The 20,001-nt window shown below is 69.5% G+C and carries 9 protein-coding genes and 1 pseudogene; 4 read left to right on the top strand and 6 right to left on the bottom strand.

What is annotated here, in order from left to right:
* Positions 1 to 122: 122 nt before the first annotated feature.
* From NRB56_RS35375 to NRB56_RS35360, 4 genes and pseudogenes are all read right to left on the bottom strand, one after another.
* On the bottom strand, positions 123 to 3,683 hold the full coding sequence (locus tag NRB56_RS35375; RefSeq protein WP_153348732.1) for a serine/threonine-protein kinase: 3,561 nt from the start codon (positions 3,681 to 3,683) through the stop codon (positions 123 to 125).
* A 130-nt stretch (positions 3,684 to 3,813) separates the two neighbouring features.
* Positions 3,814 to 5,958 carry a 3-hydroxyacyl-CoA dehydrogenase NAD-binding domain-containing protein gene (locus NRB56_RS35370; RefSeq protein ID WP_153348731.1) on the bottom strand — a complete coding sequence of 715 codons (2,145 nt, stop codon included), beginning with the start codon at positions 5,956 to 5,958 and terminating at the stop codon, positions 3,814 to 3,816.
* A gap of 45 nt (positions 5,959 to 6,003) precedes the next feature.
* Positions 6,004 to 7,215 carry an acetyl-CoA C-acetyltransferase gene (locus tag NRB56_RS35365; protein WP_153348730.1) on the bottom strand — a complete coding sequence of 404 codons (1,212 nt, stop codon included), beginning with the start codon at positions 7,213 to 7,215 and terminating at the stop codon, positions 6,004 to 6,006.
* Between the two features lie 2,042 nt (positions 7,216 to 9,257).
* Positions 9,258 to 10,844, bottom strand: a pseudogene (locus NRB56_RS35360) (DNA polymerase III subunit gamma and tau); the annotation flags it as partial.
* Positions 10,845 to 11,339: 495 nt separating this feature from the next.
* On the opposite strand from NRB56_RS35360, the gene NRB56_RS35355 reads away from it, so the two are divergent.
* The 3 genes from NRB56_RS35355 (at position 11,340) to NRB56_RS35345 (ending at position 15,909) form a co-directional block, all read left to right on the top strand.
* Positions 11,340 to 12,164: a hypothetical protein gene (locus NRB56_RS35355; RefSeq protein ID WP_227838607.1), complete on the top strand. Its 825-nt coding sequence runs from the start codon at positions 11,340 to 11,342 to the stop codon at positions 12,162 to 12,164.
* Between the two features lie 82 nt (positions 12,165 to 12,246).
* Positions 12,247 to 13,563: an ammonium transporter gene (locus NRB56_RS35350; protein WP_319943995.1), complete on the top strand. Its 1,317-nt coding sequence runs from the start codon at positions 12,247 to 12,249 to the stop codon at positions 13,561 to 13,563.
* A 72-nt stretch (positions 13,564 to 13,635) separates the two neighbouring features.
* A complete protein-coding gene (locus tag NRB56_RS35345) occupies positions 13,636 to 15,909 on the top strand; it encodes an MMPL family transporter (protein WP_153348728.1) in 2,274 nt (757 codons plus the stop codon).
* A 4-nt stretch (positions 15,910 to 15,913) separates the two neighbouring features.
* Here the strand turns inward: NRB56_RS35345 and NRB56_RS35340 are convergent, their stop codons facing one another.
* Positions 15,914 to 17,062, bottom strand: coding sequence for a neutral zinc metallopeptidase (locus NRB56_RS35340; RefSeq protein WP_227838606.1), 1,149 nt, complete (start codon positions 17,060 to 17,062; stop codon positions 15,914 to 15,916).
* A gap of 7 nt (positions 17,063 to 17,069) precedes the next feature.
* Positions 17,070 to 18,020, bottom strand: a complete 951-nt coding sequence (locus NRB56_RS35335; RefSeq protein ID WP_194291114.1) for a neutral zinc metallopeptidase — start codon at positions 18,018 to 18,020, stop codon at positions 17,070 to 17,072.
* Between the two features lie 344 nt (positions 18,021 to 18,364).
* Between NRB56_RS35335 and NRB56_RS35330 the strand changes: the two genes are divergently transcribed.
* Positions 18,365 to 19,915 carry a DUF2207 family protein gene (locus tag NRB56_RS35330; RefSeq protein WP_153348727.1) on the top strand — a complete coding sequence of 517 codons (1,551 nt, stop codon included), beginning with the start codon at positions 18,365 to 18,367 and terminating at the stop codon, positions 19,913 to 19,915.
* Positions 19,916 to 20,001 lie beyond the last annotated feature (86 nt).

The following is a 20,001-nucleotide window of genomic DNA, read 5'->3' as shown; positions in this document are numbered from 1 at the left end:
TCGCCGCATTGCCGCACCCTTTCTCCGAAATCGAATAGAGAATTTTCGAATATTCGATTTTTCGCTGTTCTCTCCGGGTCGGTTCGAAATAGATTCCGATAGCGAACCGCGAATATTCCAAATCAGAAGACTTCGTCCAGGAATCGGTGCACGATCTCCGGGTCGTCGCCGTCCTCCGCACCGAACAGGACCTGGCTGCGCAGGGTGGGTAGCAACGAGAGCACACCCGGGCCGGCATCGAGCAACGGACGGGTCCAGCCCAGGTCGGCACAGCGCCGCACCGCGGGTGTGAGGACCGCGATCGCCTCACCGGTCCAGCCCGCGGCTGCCAGGCATTCGGCCAGCAGCAACCCGGAATCCAGTTCGGCTCGGGGACGCCGGTGCTCGCCGATGCGGCCGTGCAGGGCCCGGGCCCGCTTCACCGCGGTGTCGTCGGTGCCGAGCGGGGCGGCCGCACCGGAGGTCTCCAGGCCGCGATAGTGGCGGGCCAGCAGGGCGCGGATGGTGGCGATCTCCTCCGCCTCGGCCAGCAGCACGGCCGCACCGGTGGCGTGCCGCCACGGACGCATCCCCGATTGCAGGATCGCACTGTCGGTGAGCGCGTCGCCGCCGATGCCCAGGCGCAACCGCTCGGCGCGCAGGTGGGCCGCCAGCCGCGGGAGGCGACGCTCGGCCGCGGTGCGCAGGCCCTCGTCCAGCCGCGCGGCCGCGGCCGCGGTATCGCCGCGCACCGCCTGCACCCGCGCCCCGATGACGAAGGCCGTGATGGCGAAATCCACCGGGCCCACCCGGGCCACCGGCTCGTCACCGCAATCGAGCAGTCGCTCGGCGGTGTCCAGATCGCCACGCCGATAGAACGATTCGCCGAGCAGGGCGGCCGCGATCCACATCGCCTGCGAGCGCGGACCCGACCGTTCCCGCGCGATCTCGCAGGCTTGTTCGAAACACGCTGTGGCGGTGTCGATCTCGAGTTGCTCGTAGGCGGCGGTACCGGCGATCAGGAGGCCGAACACCTGACCCAGCGGCGCCTTCGACCGAGCGTGATACGGCTCGGCCCACTCCTGCAGCCGACGGGCGCCGTCGAAATCGAATTCGCACCGGCGCACGTACGAGGCCACATTCGCGGCGGCCGAGACCGTCCAGGCGGGCAGGTCGTCGGCGTGCGCCAGGCAGTCCGAAACTCGTTCCAGCACACCGGCGGTCCGGTCCCGGGCGATCTCGTCGGCCGCGGTGAGCACGCTGGTCTGGCTGCGCCACCGCAGCGTGTCGGCGGCACCGGCGGGCGGGCCCAGCAGGGTGGACAGCCGGCCCAGCGCGGTACGAGCCGTCCCGGACTGTTGCAGCCCGATGTTGGCCCGGGCCAGCACCAGCAACAGCTCGGTGCGCGAGGCCACCTGGTGCATCGGCAGTTTCGCCACCGAACCCAGCAGCGTCGCCAGTTGCGACCTCTCGATCAGATCCATGCCGTGCTGTTCCAGCAGATCCAAAGCCAGTGCCGAATCCGACGCCGCCAGTGCGTGATCCACCGACCGGCGTAACTGCCGGTGGTCTGCGTACCATCGAGCGGCCTTGCGGTGCAACGATTTCAGTTGCTCCGGCTGGTCGCGCTCCAGCCGTTCCCGCAGCTGCTCGGCCCACAGCGGCTGGACCCGGAACCAGCCGGGTGCGCGCTCGATTCGGCCGACGAACAGTTCGCGCCGCTCCGCCTCCTCGAGCAGCCGCTCGGCGTCCGGCTCGCCGCTCAACGCCGTCGCCAGCGACCCGCACACCCGCTCCGCCACCGCGACCGCGGCCAGGAAGTCCAGCATGTGCGGCTCCAGGCCGTCGAGCAGGTGCTCGGCGAGATACTCGTGGATCGCTTCGCCCGGCAGGTCGTCCGGCAGCGTTCCGTCGCGCAGCGACAAGCCTACCGGCCGGATCGCCGCGGGCCAGCCGCCGGTGGTGTCCTGGATCCGCTGGATCTGATCATCGCTGAGCGCGAAACCGTTGTGCTCCCGCAGCATTCGCGCGGTCTCCGGCAGGGCGAACCGCAACAGATCCGGGCCGATCTCGGTCAGCTCGTCGCGCACCCGCAACCGGCTCGCCGGCAACCCGGACCGCTCGCGAGTGACGACGACGAACCGCAGACGCGGAGAACCGTTGTCCAGCAATGCCGCCAGTACCCGATGCGCACCCAGGTCGGTGACCCGGTGCCAGTCGTCGATCACCACGATTACCGGCCGGTCACCGGCCGATGTCTCCTCGACGAGCGCGGCGATCGCGTACGGCACGGCCTCACTCGCGCGCTCCTCCAGCATCTGTTCCAGGCCCGCGCCGACGTCCGGGCACACCTGCCGGATCGCCGCCACCAGATGAGCCAGGAACCATACTTCCTGGTCGTCGTCGCGCTCGATGCCCAGCCAGGCGACGTCGGCGCCCCGACCGGCCAGCTCCGCCGCCCACTGCGCGGCGACGGTGCTCTTACCGAAACCCGCCGGACCGTGGACAACGGTCAATCGCCGGTCGCCGGCGGCCCGCAACGCCTCGAGCAGTTCCGGCCGCGGCATCGGCGCACGCGTCGTGGTGTCGGAGACGAAGGTGCCGGGGGACGTGGGCGGTACGCTCGGCGTCCGGTCCGCGGCCGGTGGTTGCAGCGGGGCGGGACGCCGTGGCCCGGTCACCAGGGCGCCGGCATCACGAACCGAATAGCGGTGGGTGGCGGCATCTTCCGCGGTGTTCTCCGTCACCGTCGCGGATTCCGGTGCCAGCAGAGCCATTTCGTCGGGGACCTGCCCGTGCCGGCGTTGCACCGACCGCAACAGCTCACCCAGTTCGAACGCCGACGGTGGTCGCCGCGCCGGATCGTGGGCCATGGCCTGCTCGACGATGTCCGCCACATCGGCGGGGATGTCGAGCCGGCGCAGATCCGGCAGCGGATCGGACGCGATGCGCAGGAATTGCGCGATCACCCGCTCCCCCGACTGCCGCTCGTAGGCGGCGTGGCCGGTGATCAGCGCGAACAGCGTCGAGCCCAGGCCGTACACGTCGGAGCGCTCGGTCGGTTCCTCCCCGGCGAGGATCTCGGGGGCGGTGAACGCGGGCGATCCGGTGATCAGTTCGGCGGAGGTCCGGAAACCGCCGGGGATGCGCGCGATACCGAAATCCGTCAGCTGAGGTTCGCCGTAGCGGGACAGCAGCACGTTCGCGGGTTTCACGTCGCGGTGCAGGACCTGAACACGATGGGCGCTCTCGATCGCACCCGCCAGCCGTACCCCCACCCGGACGGAATCGGCCCAGTCCAGCGGGCCGTTCTCCCGGACCAGCCGCTCCAGCGACCCGTGCACCGCGTACGGCATCACGATGAAGGGCAGCCCGCCGGGGGTGACTCCCACCTGCAGGATGTCGACGATGTTGGGATGGCCGGACAGCCGGCCCATGGCCTGTTCCTCGCGGACGAACCGCTCCCGGGCGTCGTCGTCTATCTCGGTGGACAGCACCTTGACCGCCACGACCCGGTCCAAGGCGCGCTGGACGCAGCGATACACCACGCCGAAACCGCCGCGGCCGATCTCCTCGGGATCGTGCAAACCCATCTCCGCCAGGTCCTCGGCCGCCGCGAAGGGCCGATAGCGCCGGGTTCGCGCAGCGAAGGAACGCCGCGATCCGGGTATGTCATCGCCGGACTTGCTCGTCTGCGGGTCCATATGTCACCACCTCGAGCCGACGGCACTCACTTCCAACGTAGCGCGGCAGACAGCGCGACGGCCCGGATCGCGGAGAATTTCCGCCATCCGGGCCGTCGGAGTTCCCGTCACCTCGGGAATTCGGTGTCCGTTACTTGCGCAACGAGGCCGGCGCCTGGAAACGCTCGCCGTACTTGGCCGCCAGGTCGTCGGCGCGGGCCACGAAGGCTTCCTGCCCACCCGGGTAACCGACGATGAACTGGTGCACACCACCGGTCCAGGCCGGGTAGCCGATGCCGAAGATCGAGCCGATGTTGGCGTCGGCCGTCGAGGTCAGCACGCCCTCATCGAAGCACTTCTGCGTCTCGATGGCCTCGGCGAACAGCATCCGATCGATCAGATCCTGGAACGGCGCGACCTCTTCGGTGGTGGTCTTGAAGTGATCGCGCAGGCCCGGCCACAGGCCCTGACGCTTGCCGCTCTCGTCGTACTCGTAGAAGCCGGCCTTCTCGAGCCGGCCCGGACGGCCCTCGGCGACCAGGTAGTCGATGACGTCCTGGGCCGGGTGCCGCGCCGGCAGGGTGATCTCGCCGCGCTCGGCCGCCTCGGCGGTCTCCTTGGCGATCTTCTGCATGAGCTTCAGGTTCAGCTCGTCCGACAGCTGCAGCGGCGCCGCGGGGTAGCCCGCCTGCAGACCGGCCTGCTCGATGGTCTGCGGCTCGATGCCCTCCTTCAGCATGGCGATCGCCTCGTTGACGAAGGTGCCGATCACGCGCGAGGTGAAGAAGCCGCGGCTGTCGTTGACGACGATCGGGGTCTTCTTGATGGCGAGGGTGTAGTCGTACACCCGGGCCAGCGCCTCGTCGGAGGTCTTCTCGCCCTTGATGATCTCCACCAGCGGCATCTTGTCGACCGGCGAGAAGAAATGGATGCCGATGAAGTCCTCGGTCCGCTTCACGCCGCCGGCGAGCTCGGTGATCGGCAGGGTCGAGGTGTTGGAGCCCAGCAGCGCGTCCGGGGTCACGATGTCCTCGATCTCCTGGAACACCTTGTGCTTGAGCTCGGTGTTCTCGAAGACCGCCTCGATCACGAAGTCGACGCCCGCCAGATCCGCCGGATCGGCGGTCGGGTGGATGCGGTCCAGGACCGCCTTCGACTTCTCCTCGGTGCTGCGGCCCTTGGCGACCGCCTTCTCCTCGAGCTTCACCGAGTAGTTCTTGCCGCGGTCGGCGGCCTCCTGGCTGACGTCCTTCAGCACGACCTCGTAGCCGGCCTTGGCGCTGACGTACGCGATGCCCGCGCCCATCATGCCCGCGCCGAGCACGCCGACCTTCTTGATCTCACGCTTCGGCACATCCTTCGGGCGGGAGCCGCCGTTCTTGATGTGCTGCAGGTCGAAGAAGAACGCCTGGATCATGTTCTTCGCGACCGGGCCGGTGAGCAGGTGCACGAAGTAGCGCGACTCGATGGTCGACGCGTTGTCGAAGTCGACCTGGGCGCCCTCGATCGCGGCGGCCATGATCGCCTTCGGCGCCGGCATGTTGGTGCCCTTGAGCTGCTTGCGCAGGTTGGCCGGGAAGGCCGGCAGGTTGGCGGCCAGCGCGGGCGAGGACGGGGAGCCGCCGGGGATCTTGAAGCCCTTCTTGTCCCAGGGCTGCACGGACGCCTCGGGGTTGGCCTTGATCCACGCCTTCGCGGCGGGGACCAATTCGTCTACGCTGCCGACCAATTCGTCGACCAGGCCCAGTTCCTTGGCCTTGGCCGGCTTGTTCTGCGGACCCTGCAGCAGGACCTGCAGGAGCGCGGGCTGGATGCCGAGCAGGCGCACGGTGCGGGTCACCCCGCCGCCGGCGGGCAGCAGGCCCAGCGTCGCCTCGGGCAGGCCGATGACCGAACCCGGCACGTCGGCCGCGATGCGGTGATGGGTGGCCAGCGCGATCTCCAGGCCGCCGCCGAGCGCCGCGCCGTTGATCGCCGCGACGACCGGCTTGCCCAGGGTCTCCAGCTTGCGCAGATCGCTCTTGATGCCCTCGACCTCGGCGAAGATCGCCGCGGCGTCCGCCGGGGTGGTCTGCATCATGTTCTTCAGGTCACCGCCGGCGAAGAAGGTCTTCTTCGCGGAGGTGATGACGACGCCGGTGATGTCGTCCTTCTCGGCCACCAGCCGCGCCACCGTGGCCGCCATCGAGCTCTTGTAGAGCTCGTTCATCGTGTTGGCGCCCTGGTTCGGGTCGTCGAGCGTGAGCACGACGATGCCGTCGGCGTCCTTCTCCCACGCGATCATGTTGTCGGTCATAAGGTGTTGTCTCCCAGGAAGTTCGAAGGCAGCTACGGAAGGTCGTCAGACCCGCTCGATGATCGTGGCCACACCCATGCCGCCACCGATGCACAGCGTCACGAGGGCGTAGCGGCCGTTGCGGCGCTCCAGCTCGTCGATCATGGTGCCGGTGATCATGGCGCCGGTGGCGCCGAGCGGGTGGCCCATGGCGATGGCGCCGCCGTTGACGTTCAGCTTCTCGTTCGGGATGTGCAGATCGCGCTGGAACTTCAGCACCACGGAGGCGAAGGCCTCGTTGATCTCGAACAGGTCGATGTCGTCGACGGTCAGACCCGCCTTGGCGAGCACCTTCTGGCTGGCCGGCGTCGGGCCGGTGAGCATGATCGTCGGGTCGGCGCCGCTGGTGGCGGTCGCGACGACGCGGGCGCGCGCGGTCAGGCCCGAGGCCTGCCCGGCCTCTTCGCTGCCGACCAGCACCAACGCGGCACCGTCGACGATGCCGGAGCTGTTGCCGCCGGTGTGCACGTGGTCGATCTTCTCCACGTAGTGGTAGCGCTGCAGCGCGACGGCGTCGAACCCGCCGAAGTCACCCACGACGCTGAACGCCGGGTTCAGCTTGCCCAGGTCGGCCGCGGTGGTGCCGGGACGCATGTGCTCGTCGTTGTCCAGCACGGTCAGGCCGTTGAGATCGGTGACCGGGACGACCGACTTCGCGAAGTAGCCGCCGCTCCAGGCCGCCGCCGCGCGATCCTGGGACTGCACCGCGTACGCGTCGACGTCATCGCGGGAGAAGCCCTCGATGGTCGCGATCAGGTCGGCGGAGATGCCCTGGGGGACGATGTAGTTCTCGTAGCTGGTCCACGGGTCGGCGAACATCGCGCCGCCGTCGGAGCCCATCGGCACCCGGGACATCGACTCGACGCCACCGGCGAGCACCAGATCGTCGAAACCGGAACGCACCTTCTGCGCGGCCAGGTTGATCGCCTCGAGGCCGGAGGCACAGAAGCGGTTGATCTGCACCCCGCCGACCGTGTCGGGCAGGCCCGCGGTCAGCACGGTGGTGCGGGCGATGTCCGCGCCCTGATCGCCGATCGGGGAGACGACGCCGAGGATGATGTCGGAGATCCGCTCCTCGTCCAGGTTCGGGAACCGGCGGCGCAGTTCCTGCACCAGGCCGGTGGTCAGATCGATCGGCTTGATCGAGTGCAGCGAACCCTTCTTGTTACGGCCACGCGGGGTTCGAATGGCCTCGTAGATGTAGGCCTCTGTGGTCATATCGGAGACTTTCCTTCCTCGAGGATGCGCCCGGTCGGCCGGTGCGCAGGTAGACCTCGCCGACCGGCCATGCGACCGACCGTCTTGACGCTGTAAGAACATCGGCACACGGCAGTTGACGTGGTTCGGAGCGCCCGGTCACCCGAGCATCTCCGAGCCGCGCTGCACCACTGCTGACGACCACCCGTTCATAGTACCGCCAGTTGCGAACTCCGGTTAACTTAACGGTGTAGCGCCGGTTGCTGTCAACCCTCCAGGCGGGTTGCCCCCAGCTCTGCGCGCAACAGCTCCAATGCCACCTCATCGGGGTCACGACGATCTTCCGGGGGTACCGGCCGAGCCGATTCGGCGAGCATCTCGCGCTCCTCCTCGGGTGTCGACGCGGGCGGGAGACTGTCATAACCTACCGACGGGTAGTCAGAATAACCTACCGACGAGTAGTCAGCCGGACCGGGATCATCCGGGAGGTCGGGGGCTTCCGGCGGCGGAATGTCGTCGTCCGGCGGGGTGTTCCGAGGGCCTTTGCCGGACTCGCCCGACCGGGCCGTCGGCGTGCTCGCGCCGGACTCACTCGCCCGCGACTGACTGGGCCGGGAGAACCTCGGCGGCTCCGCCGACTTGGCCGGGCTCGCCGCCGCCCGCCCGTTCTGGGGGCGAGCGGGTGTGCCGTTCGTCGCACCACCCTGTGGCCGGCCGTTCGCGCTGTCGGCGGCTCGCGCTCCCGCACCACCGGCCGAGGATCGTGCCCCGGCGGCCGGCTGCCCGGGCCCGCCGACCTCCCATCGCACGCCGTACCCCCGTCCGAGCACCGCGCGGACGGCCGACTCCACCGCCTCGACGTTCTTCGGGTTCGACAACCGTTGCGCCAGCGCCGCGTGCTGATGCGTGAAGACGATGGTCTCGCCCTCGACCCGGGACACCGCGGCCCCGGACAACAAGGCGTGCACCGCCGCCCCGAACTCACGCACCTTCGACCGGATATCACCCCAGGCCGCCTCGATCTCCCGGGTCGCGTCCGCACCGCCTGCCGGAACGGCGGAATCCGCGTCGGCAGGGAAGCCGGTTCGCTCGTCCGATGCCGCAGCGGACGGCTGCGGACGATCCGCCACATCCGAGGGCCCGGCCGCCGCCATGTCGCCAGAGGGCCCGGCCGCCGCCGCGCCGCCAGAGGGCCCGGCCGCCGCGCCGCCAGAGGGCCCGGCGGCCGCCGCGCCGCTATCGGACCCCGCTGATGCGGACCGGTCGCTCACACCGTCGTCGAGTCGCCGCACCGCATCGGTGGATGGTCGCCCGGCATCTTCCTCGTCGCGGAACTGCGGCACCGCGTCCGTGGATCCGGGTCGGGCATCCACATTGTCGTAGGATCGCGACGTCGCGTCCACGGATCGAAGCCGGCCGTTCGCGTCACCGTGGAGCTGCGAAGTCGCATCCCCGGAGCCGGGCCGGACATCCGCGACATGGCCGGACTGCGGCGCTGCGTCCCGGGACCGAGCGCGGGCATCCGCGTCGTCATGGGATCGCTGTGCCGTATCCCTGGAGCCGGGCCGGGCATCCGCATCATCGTGAGACTGCGGCGTCGCATTCCCAGTTCGAAACCGGGCATCCGAGTTGTCGTCGAACTGCGCTGCCGCATCGCCGAACCCGGGTCGGTTGTTCGCGCTACCGTCGGATTGCCTTGCCGCGTCGGCGTTTTCGAGGCCGATACCCGCGCTGCTGTCGAGTCGCCCTGCCGGGTGGCCGCTTTCGGGCCGAGTACTCGTCATGCCGTCGGATTGCCGGTCCGCGTCCGGGGATACGTGTCGCGCATCCGCATCGCCACGAAATTGCCGTGTCACATCGGCAGATTCGGGCCGGACATCCGAGTCGCCGTCGAGTCGAAGGGGGGCGTCCGAACTCGGGGATCCGGTGGACCCATCCGCGCCGACGGCGATGTTCTCGGACCCCGGAGTGGAGTCCGCGGGGTCGCGGATCGTCTCCGCCGCGGCCGGATTCGGGCGGTGCGTGCGGCTCGCCGCACCGGACTCGGCGATATCTGCCGGTTCGGCGCCGGGGCGCTGAGGGCTGCCTCCGGCTTCGGGCCGGGAGGCGCGGCTCGGCTCACCGCCGCCCGCGGGAGCCGGGCCGGACGGATCCGCGAGCACCGGTTCGTCGGCGGGCCCGCCGGGCACGGGTGCGGGCGGGATCGGCTCGGCCGGGCCGTTCGGCGATTGCGCGCGGTGGGCCGGGTGCGGGCGTGGTTCCGGCTGCGAGGTTCGCGGCGTCTCCGGCTGTGGAGCTCCCGGCGCCTCCGGCTCGGCCGGGTTCTTGCTCGCTCGCAGCGCGGCGAGCGCTTCCGCGCCGCGGCGCCGTGACGACCCGGAGGCCGGTGCGGTGGGGGTCGGGGATGCGCCGGCCGGAGCGGTGGCCTCGCCGGTGACGGCGGCCGGGGAATCCACGGGCCGGCCGGCCGATGCCGCGGTGGGGGCGATCGCACCGCTCGCGACGCCGCGTTCGAGCCGTTCCAGGCGTTGCAGCGTGGCGGATTCCGCGTCCGAGACCGAGGGCAGCAGCATGCGGGCGCACACCACTTCGAGGAGCAGCCGGGGGGCGGTGGCGCCGCGCATCTCGCCGAGGCCGGCGTGCAGCAGTTCGGCGTAGCGGGTCAGGGTGGCGGGGCCGATGCGGCGGGCCTGGTCGCGCATCCGGTCGAGCACGTCGCCGGGGCCGGAGACCAGCGCGCGCTCGACGGCGTCGGGGACCGCGCGCAGGAGGATCAGGTCGCGGATCCGCTCCAGCAGGTCGCCCGCGAAGCGGCGGGGGTCGTGGCCCGCCTCGACCACTCGGTCGACGGTGCCGAACAGCGCGGCGCCGTCGTCGGTGGCCAGCGCCTCGACAGCCTCATCGATCAGGGCGATGTCGGTGACGCCGAGCAGGGCCAGCGCGCGGTTGTAGGCGACGCCCTCGGGGCCCGCGCCGGCCAGCAGCTGGTCGAGCACGCTGAGGCTGTCGCGCGGCGAACCGCCGCCGGCCCGGATCACCAGCGGATAGACGGCCTCCTCGACTCGCACGCCCTCCTGCTCGCAGATCCGGCCGAGCAGCCCGCGCATCGTGGCCGGGGGCAGCAGCCGGAAGGGGTAGTGGTGGGTGCGCGAGCGGATGGTCGGCAGCACCTTGTCGGGCTCGGTGGTGGCGAAGATGAAGATCAGATGGGCGGGCGGTTCCTCGACGATCTTCAGCAACGCGTTGAAACCGGCCGTGGTGACCATGTGCGCCTCGTCGACGATGAACACCCGGTAGCGCGATTCGGCCGGCGCGTAGAAGGCGCGGTCGCGCAGCTCACGCGTGTCGTCGACGCCACCGTGGCTGGCCGCGTCGAGCTCGATGACGTCGAGATTGCCGGGGCCACCGGGGCCGAGCGCCACGCAGGAAGCGCACACCCCGCACGGCCGGGAGGTCGGGCCCTGCTCACAGTTCAGCGAGCGCGCGAGGATCCGCGCCGACGAGGTCTTGCCGCAGCCTCGCGGGCCGGAGAACAGATAGGCGTGACTGATCCGCCCGGTGTCGAGCGCGGTGCTGAGCGGATCGGTGACGTGCTCCTGCCCCACCACCTCTGCGAAGGTTGCCGGTCGGTACTTCCGGTACAGAGCCACGGGGTGAGGGTACCGGCGTCCACCGACACCGTCTCGGTCATGGCGGCAGACGCGCCCCGCGGACCCCCGCAAACCCCCGAAGCGACTGAAACGTGATCCATGTCACAACAATTCCATGGGTCCGTTCCGAGCAACAGAACAGACCGAGCGTTTCCGATTCCCGCGAGAGCCCAGCCCGTGCACTACCGATTTTCGGCAGGCTACAAAATTCGAATTCCAGAACGAGCCTGCCGGGCAAACCATTTCCCCGTTTGCACTCCACGCCACCGACATAACGATCATGTCAAGCAATTAGCCTTCTCGCAATTGGCTGGCTAACGTGATCGTCGGCAACTTCGGTAGCCAAACCTTCATCAGGTTGGTGGTCCCGGTCGGTCCCTCATCCCGACCGGGGCACAACCTGGCAACTCACCGCAATCAGCGCGGGAGTTCTTCGGAGTTCTCCGAAGGGACGTCAACCCGAACTCCTGCCGGATCCCGGAGGAAAAACCGACCGTGCCGCCGTGTGACGACATCGCCGCCGCCTGGCTCTCACGTACCGAGTTCGCGGACGACCGGACTGCCGTCGGTCTGCTGAGCAGAGCGATCAGCCCGCGCGAGTACGCCCTCAAACGAGATTCGCTACCGGTGACGGCCGCCGCCGATCCGCGTACCGCCGCCGCCATCCTCGAACTGCTGGAGCGCGGCCAGGTCCCGACCATGCCCGCGATCCGCACCCTCATCGTGCAGAACGAAATGCGCGGAGAGGCCGAGCGCATCGAACGGCTGGGCCGGCGCGCGCAGCGCAGCATCGACGACTTCGGCCGGCTGCTGGCTCAGCTCACCCACGAGTACTGGGTCATGAACGACGTCGGCCCGACCCGCCGCGACATCCTGCACACCGATCCGATGCTGGAGCTGATCCGGGAGCGCGTCGGTGACATCACGCCGAACGCGGTCAAGCACCTCTGGCTGATCGAGCGCGCCCAGCGGGCCGGCTGGATCGCCTACAACGCCGAACCCCGTTCGCTGTGCGCGGGCCGGCGTTTCCATTCGGCGAAGTACGGCAACCGCGTCTCGCTGCGTCCGGTGAACACCATCGGCTCGCTGGTCGCGAGCTTCCTCGACCGGCATCACACCGAACAGGGGCGCCCGCCGCGCTGGTCGGTGCTCGCCCACGACCTGCGCGACGACCGGGGCCGCCGAGTGTTCAACGACACCGCCGACGTCCGGGCCCAGCAGCAGTGGCTCACGACCGCCGAATGGCTCGCACTGGCGGACGATCTGCCGGTGCCGGGCCCGCGCGGGCGGCGCGCCCTGACCCGGAAACCGCGGCGATAAGGGCACGTCACCCGCGCGATCCGTATTCGTGTGAGCATTCGGTAACTTTCTTGCAACGCTGCCCGCGTCCGAAGGAGTTACCGTGCCCTCGTCGATCGATCCCGCCGCCACGGTCTGGCTACTGATCAGCACCGCTCTGGTGCTGCTCATGACGCCGGGCCTGGCGATCTTCTACGGCGGCATGGTCCGCTCCACCGGCGTCCTGAACATGCTGATGATGAGTTTCGTCTCCATACCGCTGGTGACGATCACATGGCTACTCTTCGGCTATTCATTGGCGTTCGGGCCGGATTCGGGCGGTGGAATCATCGGCGATCTCGGGCATTTCGCGTTGTCGGGCATCACTCCAGGCACCGTGCGCGTCGGGGTGCCGGAACTGCTCTACGTCACGTTCGAGCTCACGTTCGCGATCCTGACCGTGGCGTTGATCAGCGGCGCCATCGCGGACCGGGCGAAGTTCTCGGCCTGGGTGGTGTTCGTACCGTTGTGGACGCTGCTGGTGTACGTGCCGGTCGCCCATTGGGTGTGGGGACCGAACGGCTGGCTGGCCTCGTTCGGCGCGCTGGATTTCGCCGGTGGCCTGGTGGTCGAGATCGCCTCCGGCGCCTCGGCGCTGGCGCTGGCCCTGGTGCTGGGACCGCGGATCGGCTTCAAGGTGGACGCGATGCGCCCGCACAACCTGCCGTTCGTCCTGCTCGGTGCGGGTCTGCTGTGGTTCGGCTGGTTCGGGTTCAACGCCGGTTCGGCGCTGAAGGCCGACGGGATCGCCGCCGCGGTCTTCCTCAACACCCTGGTCGCGGGCTGCCTCGGCATGCTCGGCTGGCTCGTGGTGGAGCGGGTGCGCGACGGGCATCCGACGACGTTCGGCGCCGCCTCCGGCGCGGTGGCGGGCCTGGTCGCCATCACCCCGTCGTGCGGTTCGGTCGACACGCTCGGCGCGGTGGTGGTCGGACTGGTGGCCGGCGTGGCGTGCTCGTTCGCCGTGGGCTGGAAGTTCAAGGGCGGCTACGACGATTCGCTGGACGTGGTCGGTGTGCATTTCGTCGGCGGGATCGTCGGCACCCTGCTGATCGGCCTGCTGGCCAGCCGGGTGATGACCGGCGGCGCCCGCGGCCTGTTCCACGGTGGCGGGCTCGCCCAGCTGGGCAAGCAGATCGTGGCCGTGCTGGCGGTGGCCTTGTGGGCGTTCGTGATCTCGTTCGTGCTCGGCACGGTGATCGATCGGGTGCTGGGCTTCCGAATCAGCAAGGAGGACGAGGTCGCGGGCATCGACTTCGCCCTGCACGCCGAGACCGCGTACGCCGAGGGCGTGCACGGCCACGCGCCACGCGGCCTGTTCGGCGGCACCGGGCGCCCGCACGGCGACCGCGATCGTCCGCACGGTGACGGAGATCACTGACCGGCCGTCCGCGCTCTGTCACGTCCCCGATAGGCTGGCACCGTCGCCGTACGGCTGTCTCAGGGGGAAGCCATGTTGACTCGCCTCGCCCGACTCACCACCGGGCATCCGCGCACCACGTTGTTCCTCGCCCTCGCGGTGGCGCTGGTGTGCGGATTGTTCGGGTCGTCGGTCGCCGGCGAACTCAAGGGCGGCGGTTTCGTGCCCGGCGACGCGGAGTCCGCGCGTTCCGCCCGGATGCTGGCCGATCATTTCGACGGGGCCGATCCAAATCTGGTGCTGCTGGTCGGGGCGGATCAGGGGGTCGACAGCCCGGCGGCGCAGAACGCCGCGCACGCGGTGCTCGACCGGCTGCAGGCGCGACCGGACGTCATCGGCTTGCGCTCGTACTGGACCAGCCCCCCGGCGGTCCGGGCCACCCTGCGCAGCACCGATGCGAAGCAGGGCCTGATCCTGGCCTATCTGACCGGAGGCGACGAGGCCTCCGAGCGGGCGAGCGGGAAGGTCGCCGACGAGCTGGCGGACCTGCCGGAGACGCACGTCCCGGGCGTACACGTGCTCCAGGGCGGGTCGGCCACCATGTTCCACGAGGCGAACAGCCAGGTCACCAAGGATCTGGCGGTCGCGGAGACGATCGCCGTGCCGCTGACCCTGCTGGTCCTGGTGCTGGTGTTCGGCAGTCTGGTCGCCGCCTCGCTGCCGATCGCGGTGGGCGTGTTCGCGATCCTGGTCACGCTCGCGATCCTGCGGGTCTGCGCGCTGCTCGCCGACGTGTCGGTGTTCGCGCTCAACATGACCACCGCGATGGGTCTGGCCCTGGCGATCGACTACAGCCTGTTCATCGTCAGCAGATACCGGGAGGAACTGCACAGTGGCCGCGCCCCGCGCGACGCCGCCGTCCGGGCGGTGGCGACCGCGGGCCGCACGGTGTTGTTCTCGGCCCTCACGGTGGCGCTGGCGCTCGCCGTGCTCGCGGTGTTCAATCTGTTCTTCCTGCAGTCGTTCGCCTACGCCGGGGTGGCCGTGGTGGCGGCCGCGGCCGCCGCATCGATCGTGATCCTGCCCGCGGCGCTGGTGCTGCTCGGTGAGCGGATCGACGCGTGGGACCTGCGGGAGCCGGTGCGGCGGCTGTTCCGGCGGCCCGCGCCGGCGCCGCGGCCGCTCGAGCAGACCTTCTGGTATCGCACGGTGATCGTGGTCATGCACCGTGCGGTGCCGGTGGCGGTGGTGCTGGTGGCGCTGCTGCTGACCCTGGGCGCACCGTTCCTGGGTGTGAAATTCGGCTATCCGGACGACCGGGTGCTGCCGCCCGGCACCAGCAGCCGGGCCGTCGGTGACGTGCTGCGGCACGACTTCCCCGCGGTCGACACCGGTGGTGGCACCACCGTGCTGCTCGACGGATACACCGGCGACGCGGCCGGGTACGCGGCTGCGCTGTCGGCCGTGCCCCAGGTGTCCGCGGTGCTGTCGGACTCGGGTGTGTACATCCGCGGGCACCGCATGGCCGACGCACCGGCCCGGATGGCCAACGCCACCGGTCAATATCTGGTGGCGGCGAGCAACGTCGATCCGTACGCCGCCGCGGGGAAACAGCAGTTGCGGAATCTGCGGGCGGTACCCACGCCGGCGCCCACGATGTTCGGCGGCGCCGCGGCGATCAACTCCGATTCGCTGCGCTCGCTGGGCGCCCGGCTGCCGCTGGCGCTGGCGTTGATCGTGCTGGCCACCATGGTGGTGCTGTTCCTGTTCACCGGCAGTGTGGTGCTGCCGGTGAAGGCGGTGGTGCTCAACACCCTGTCGCTGTCGGCGATGTTCGGGATGATGGTCTGGATCTTCCAGGAGGGCCATCTGTCGCGGCTGATCGGCTTCACACCCACCGGCACGATCGTGCCGACCATGCCGATCCTGATGTTCTGCGTGGCCTTCGGCATGTCGATGGACTACGAGGTTTTCCTGTTGTCGCGTATCCGGGAGGCATGGCTGGCCTCGGCGCGCACCCGGGAGGACAACGTGCGTTCGGTGGCGATCGGGGTGGCCCGGACCGGGCGGATCGTCACCGCCGCGGCCCTGTTGATGGCGATCGTGCTGGGCGCGCTGGTGTCGTCGAAGGTGTCGTTCATGCAGATGTTCGGGCTCGGCCTGACGCTGACGGTCCTCTCCGACGCCACCCTCATCCGCGGACTGCTGGTACCGGCGCTGATGCGTTTGATGGGCACCGCGAACTGGTGGGCGCCGCGGCCGCTGGCCCGGCTGCACGAGCGGCTCGGCCTCCACGAGGAGGACGCGGCGGATCTCGAAACAGCCGGTGCCGCAACCGGTTCGGAGCTACTTCCCGGCGCGCGCTGAGCCGTCAGGAGACATCGCCGGAATCGGCGTTCCAGGTGTTGCACTGCGGTGACCGGTTCAGCTTGTACCCCTGCCCCCACCAGGCGCCGTAATGCGTCGTGGTGCCGTGGTCGCGGGTGTCACCGGGCCGGTCGCCGCGGGTGTAACTGTCGTCGATGGTGTGCTGGCCCTGCTGCGCGGTGATCGTCCCGGCCGCCTGCGACGAACCGACGAACATCCCGCCGAAGCACTGGGCCTCGAGCTCCAGGCGGCGCGACAGCTCGGCACCGGCCGCGGAGGTCTGCCCGGCGTTGTAGCGGTCGCGGCTCTCCTTGGCCATGATCCCGGACACCGCCTGCACATGGTGGCCGTACTCGTGGGCGAAGACCGCCAGGTAGATCACCGCGTCGTTGCCGTAGAGCTCGATCTGGATCTTGTCCAGCGGCATGTAGATGGTGCTGTTCGCCGAACAGTAGAAGGCGGCGTAGTTCGGCGACCCGCCGGTGCACGGCGAGGGCTGATCGGCGGCGTGCACCGGCACCGCGATGTTCGGGGTGGCGAACGGCAGTCCGGCGGCTCGCAGCAGCGGCTGCCACATCTGGTCCAGGCAACCGCGCGCGGCCTCGAAGAAGGCCCGCGCCGAGGCCTGATCCGAACCCCAGCGCGGATAGTCGCAGTCGATGTTCTGCAGGCCGTAGTCGGGATCGGCGAAGAGGGCGTTGTCGACCGTCGCCGGTCGCGGACCGGCCGGGGTCGTGGTGGTCGCGGTCGTCGTCCGGGTGACGCGGCTCGTGCGCGCGGCCGCCGTGGGCGACGGCGCGTCGGTGGTCGCCGGCGCCGCGTCGGGGGTCGACGGGTAGCTGAAACTCGGCGGCGGGAAGGACGGGTGCGCGACGCTGCCGGTGCTGCCGTTGACGACCGCGAACAACAGGGCCGCGGCCGCGAGCACCGCCACCAGCAGGACCGCGAAGACCGCGACCAGCGCGCCGCCGCCGGAGCGGCGCGGCGGGTAGTGGTACCCGGGCGGTGGCAACGGCGGATAGCCCGGTGCGTATCCCGGATGAGCACCCGCCGGTGGATAGGGTTGCGGCGCACCGTAACCCGGCGCACCGTGGCCGTAGCCAGGCGGCGGCGGAAAGCCCTGCGGGGGTGGATATCCCGGCGGATAGCTCATCGTCGTCTCAGCTCACGTCGCCGGCCGAGGCAGTGAAGGTGTTGCACTGCGCGGTCTTGTTGTCGTCGAAACCCGCACTCCACCAGTCGCCCATGTGCTGCGAGGTGCCGTGGTCGCGCATATCGCCCGACGCGTCGCCGCGACCGTAGGCATCCTTGCGGGTGATCGTGGTCTGCGACGAGGTGAGCGAGCCGCCGCCGGAGGTCGCGGCCACGAACATGCCGTCGAAGCAGTTGGCCTGCAGTTCGATCCGGCGCGACACCTCGAGTCCGGCGGAACTGGTCACCCCCGCCTCCCGGCGCTGCTTGTTGGCCGCGGTCATGATCCCGGCCTGCGCCTGTACGTGATGGCCGTACTCGTGCGCGAAGACCGACAGGTAGACCTCCCAATGGTTCTGGAACATATCGGTCTGCAACTGGCTGATCGGCAGGTAGATGGTCTGATCGGCGCTGCAGTAGAAGGCGGCGAAGTTGCTGCTGTTACCGGTGCACGGCGTGGTGATACCGGCCGTGGTCGCCGTGACGTTCAGTTTGGGCGGGGTGAACGGCAGTTTCGCGGCGGTGAGTACCGGTCGCCAGGCCTGCTCGAGGCAGGATGCGGCACTGGTGAAGAACTTGCGGGCGACCTCGACCTGGGTGCCCCACGGCGCGTAGTCGCAACGCGCCGCGCTCAACGGTGAACCCGGTTCGGCCAGTAGCGGATTGGAGCCGGTGGCCGCGATACCCGTGGCACCGGAATCCTTTCCGTTGCCGGGGGTCGGCGTGCCGGAGGCGTAGGTGTAGCGCGCTCCCGAGTCCGGATGGGTGCTGCTGCCGGGCTTGCTTCCGCTGATCGCGCCGCGTACCACCAAGCCGGCGACGATGAGTACGAGAACCACCAGGACCGTGCCGATTCCACCGCCACCGCCGCGGCGCTGCGGCGGCCGGCCGGGGGGACCGTAGGGCTGCGGTGCGCGCATGCCGGGATGCGGTTGATAGTGCGGGGGCCCTGGGTAAGGCTGTTGCGGATGCGGCGGGCGGCCCTGCGGATATGATTGGGGCGCTGGATAACCCGGCGGCGGGCCGTACCCTTGACCTGGATAGGACGGCGGCGCCCCGTACGGCGCCGGTCGACCGGTGGGCGGTATCGAACCGTATCCGTAGGGTGGTTGACTCACTCCCCCGTGCCCCCGTTTCCAGCTGGTACTTCCCGATCCGGCGCTTCTACAGCCGATGACGAACAATACCAAGCTGTCTAAGATCTGGCTTCATGCTTATCTCTCGGGGGGGCGCCCTGGGCGCTCTATGGCTGGTCGCCGCGGGCTTGTTCGCCGCGGGCCCGGTTGCGCAGGCACAGGTTCCGGCCGACGGCGTCACGATCGCGGCGGAGATCAAACTCACCGACGACGGGTTGATGCAGGTCGCGGAGAAGGTACAGGTGCCGCCGGGCGGGCAGTTCCACATGGTGCTGCCGTTGCGGGTGGCGTTCGGCGACAGTGGGGAACGGCGGTTCACGGTCAGCGACATCGGCGCCACCGGCGCCGGCACGGCCAAGGTGGACGGTGACCTGTTCACCGTCGACGCGCGGCCGGGGGACTCCTCTTTCGACTACACCGTGCACGGCACCGTCAACGACGCACCGGGGAGTCAGGTGTTCCGGTGGACCGGGGTGCTGAACACCGACGTCGCCTCGATCACCGCCTCGGTGATCAGCCCCAGTTTCCGAATGGGCATCGCGGACTGCAAGATCGGGCCCGCCGGACAGCAACAGGCCTGTGCCGACGTGCGCGTCGAGCCCGACGGGGTGCTCACGCTGCACAAGGACGGTCTGCGCAAGGGCGACATCATCGACCTGAGCATGCAATTGCCGCCGGGCACGGTGCCGCCGAATGCCGACATCCATGACGGGGGCGGATCTACCGCCTTCTCCTTCGGTACGCCGGTCCTGGTCGCCTTCGGGGTGCTGGTGGCCGGGGTGCTGGCGGCCGCTGGATTCGTGTTGTGGTCCCGGCGGGAGGACGCTGCGGCTCTGGGGGCCCGTGAGCCGGTTGATCCGGTGCGGCAGACGGACAATCGAGCGGAGTTCGTGTCGCCGGATGGTGTGTTGCCCGGGGAGGCGGGGTTACTGTTGGACGCTTCGGCCGACGCTACCGATCTGGCCGCCACGGTCGTGGATTTGGCTGTGCGGCGGTATCTTTGGATCACTCCGATCAGCGATTCGGACTGGCGGATCAATCGGGTGAACGCCGCCGACGATCAGCTTCGTGAGTATGAGCGCGAGGTGTATCGGGCATTATTGCCGGACGGGACCGATTCGGTTCTGGTGTCACAATTGCGTGGGCGGATGGCGGCGAATTCGGCGCGGGGTGCTTTGCGGGCTGATGCGGTTGCCAATGGCACTTTGATTGCGGCTGGGCGTCGCGGGCTCGCGTTCTGGTTGGGGGTTGTGCTGGTGGCGGTGGGGGTGGTCGCTACCGTTGGGTTGGCTGTGGTGGGGCGGCATGCTTTGGTTGGGGTGGCTGTGGCGCTCGGGGGGGTGGCGGCGTTGGTGCTTCCGCGGTATCTGCCTCGGCGTACTCCGGCCGGGCGGAGGCTGGCGGGGCAGGTGCGGGCGTTGCAGCGGGGGCTGGATTCGGTTCAGGCTGGGCAGATTCCGGTGGACGATCGAGAATTGGTGTTCTCGCGGGCGTTGCCGTTCACTATTATCGGTGGGCGCGTTGACAATTGGATCCGGGTGTTTCGCGATCTGGATCCTACTGCTGATCGGGAGCCTGGGATTTACTGGTTCGGGGGGTTTGAGCGGGATCGGAATCTGCATCGGTTTGCGGGGCATTTTCCGTACTTCATTACGGCTCTCGAGGGGTTGTTCGCTTAGGTGTGTCGGGCCTGCGGATTGGTGATCGGGGCGGGGGAGCGGGAGCGTTTGGGCACGGGGATCGGTAAGTGGAACAGGGGTGGGTG

The organism is Nocardia aurantia (assembly GCF_009604425.1).
GTDB classification, from domain to species: Bacteria; Actinomycetota; Actinomycetes; order Mycobacteriales; family Mycobacteriaceae; genus Nocardia; species Nocardia aurantia.
This window is presented reverse-complemented; position numbering and strand designations above follow the sequence as displayed.

Coding starts and splice junctions, on each gene's coding strand:
- NRB56_RS35375 (WP_153348732.1), bottom strand. CDS start 3,683: ATGGACCCGCAGACGAGCAAGTCCGGCGATGACATACCCGGATCGCGG.
- NRB56_RS35370 (WP_153348731.1), bottom strand. CDS start 5,958: ATGACCGACAACATGATCGCGTGGGAGAAGGACGCCGACGGCATCGTC.
- NRB56_RS35365 (WP_153348730.1), bottom strand. CDS start 7,215: ATGACCACAGAGGCCTACATCTACGAGGCCATTCGAACCCCGCGTGGC.
- NRB56_RS35345 (WP_153348728.1), top strand. CDS start 13,636: ATGTTGACTCGCCTCGCCCGACTCACCACCGGGCATCCGCGCACCACG.
- NRB56_RS35340 (WP_227838606.1), bottom strand. CDS start 17,062: ATGAGCTATCCGCCGGGATATCCACCCCCGCAGGGCTTTCCGCCGCCG.
- NRB56_RS35335 (WP_194291114.1), bottom strand. CDS start 18,020: ATGCGCGCACCGCAGCCCTACGGTCCCCCCGGCCGGCCGCCGCAGCGC.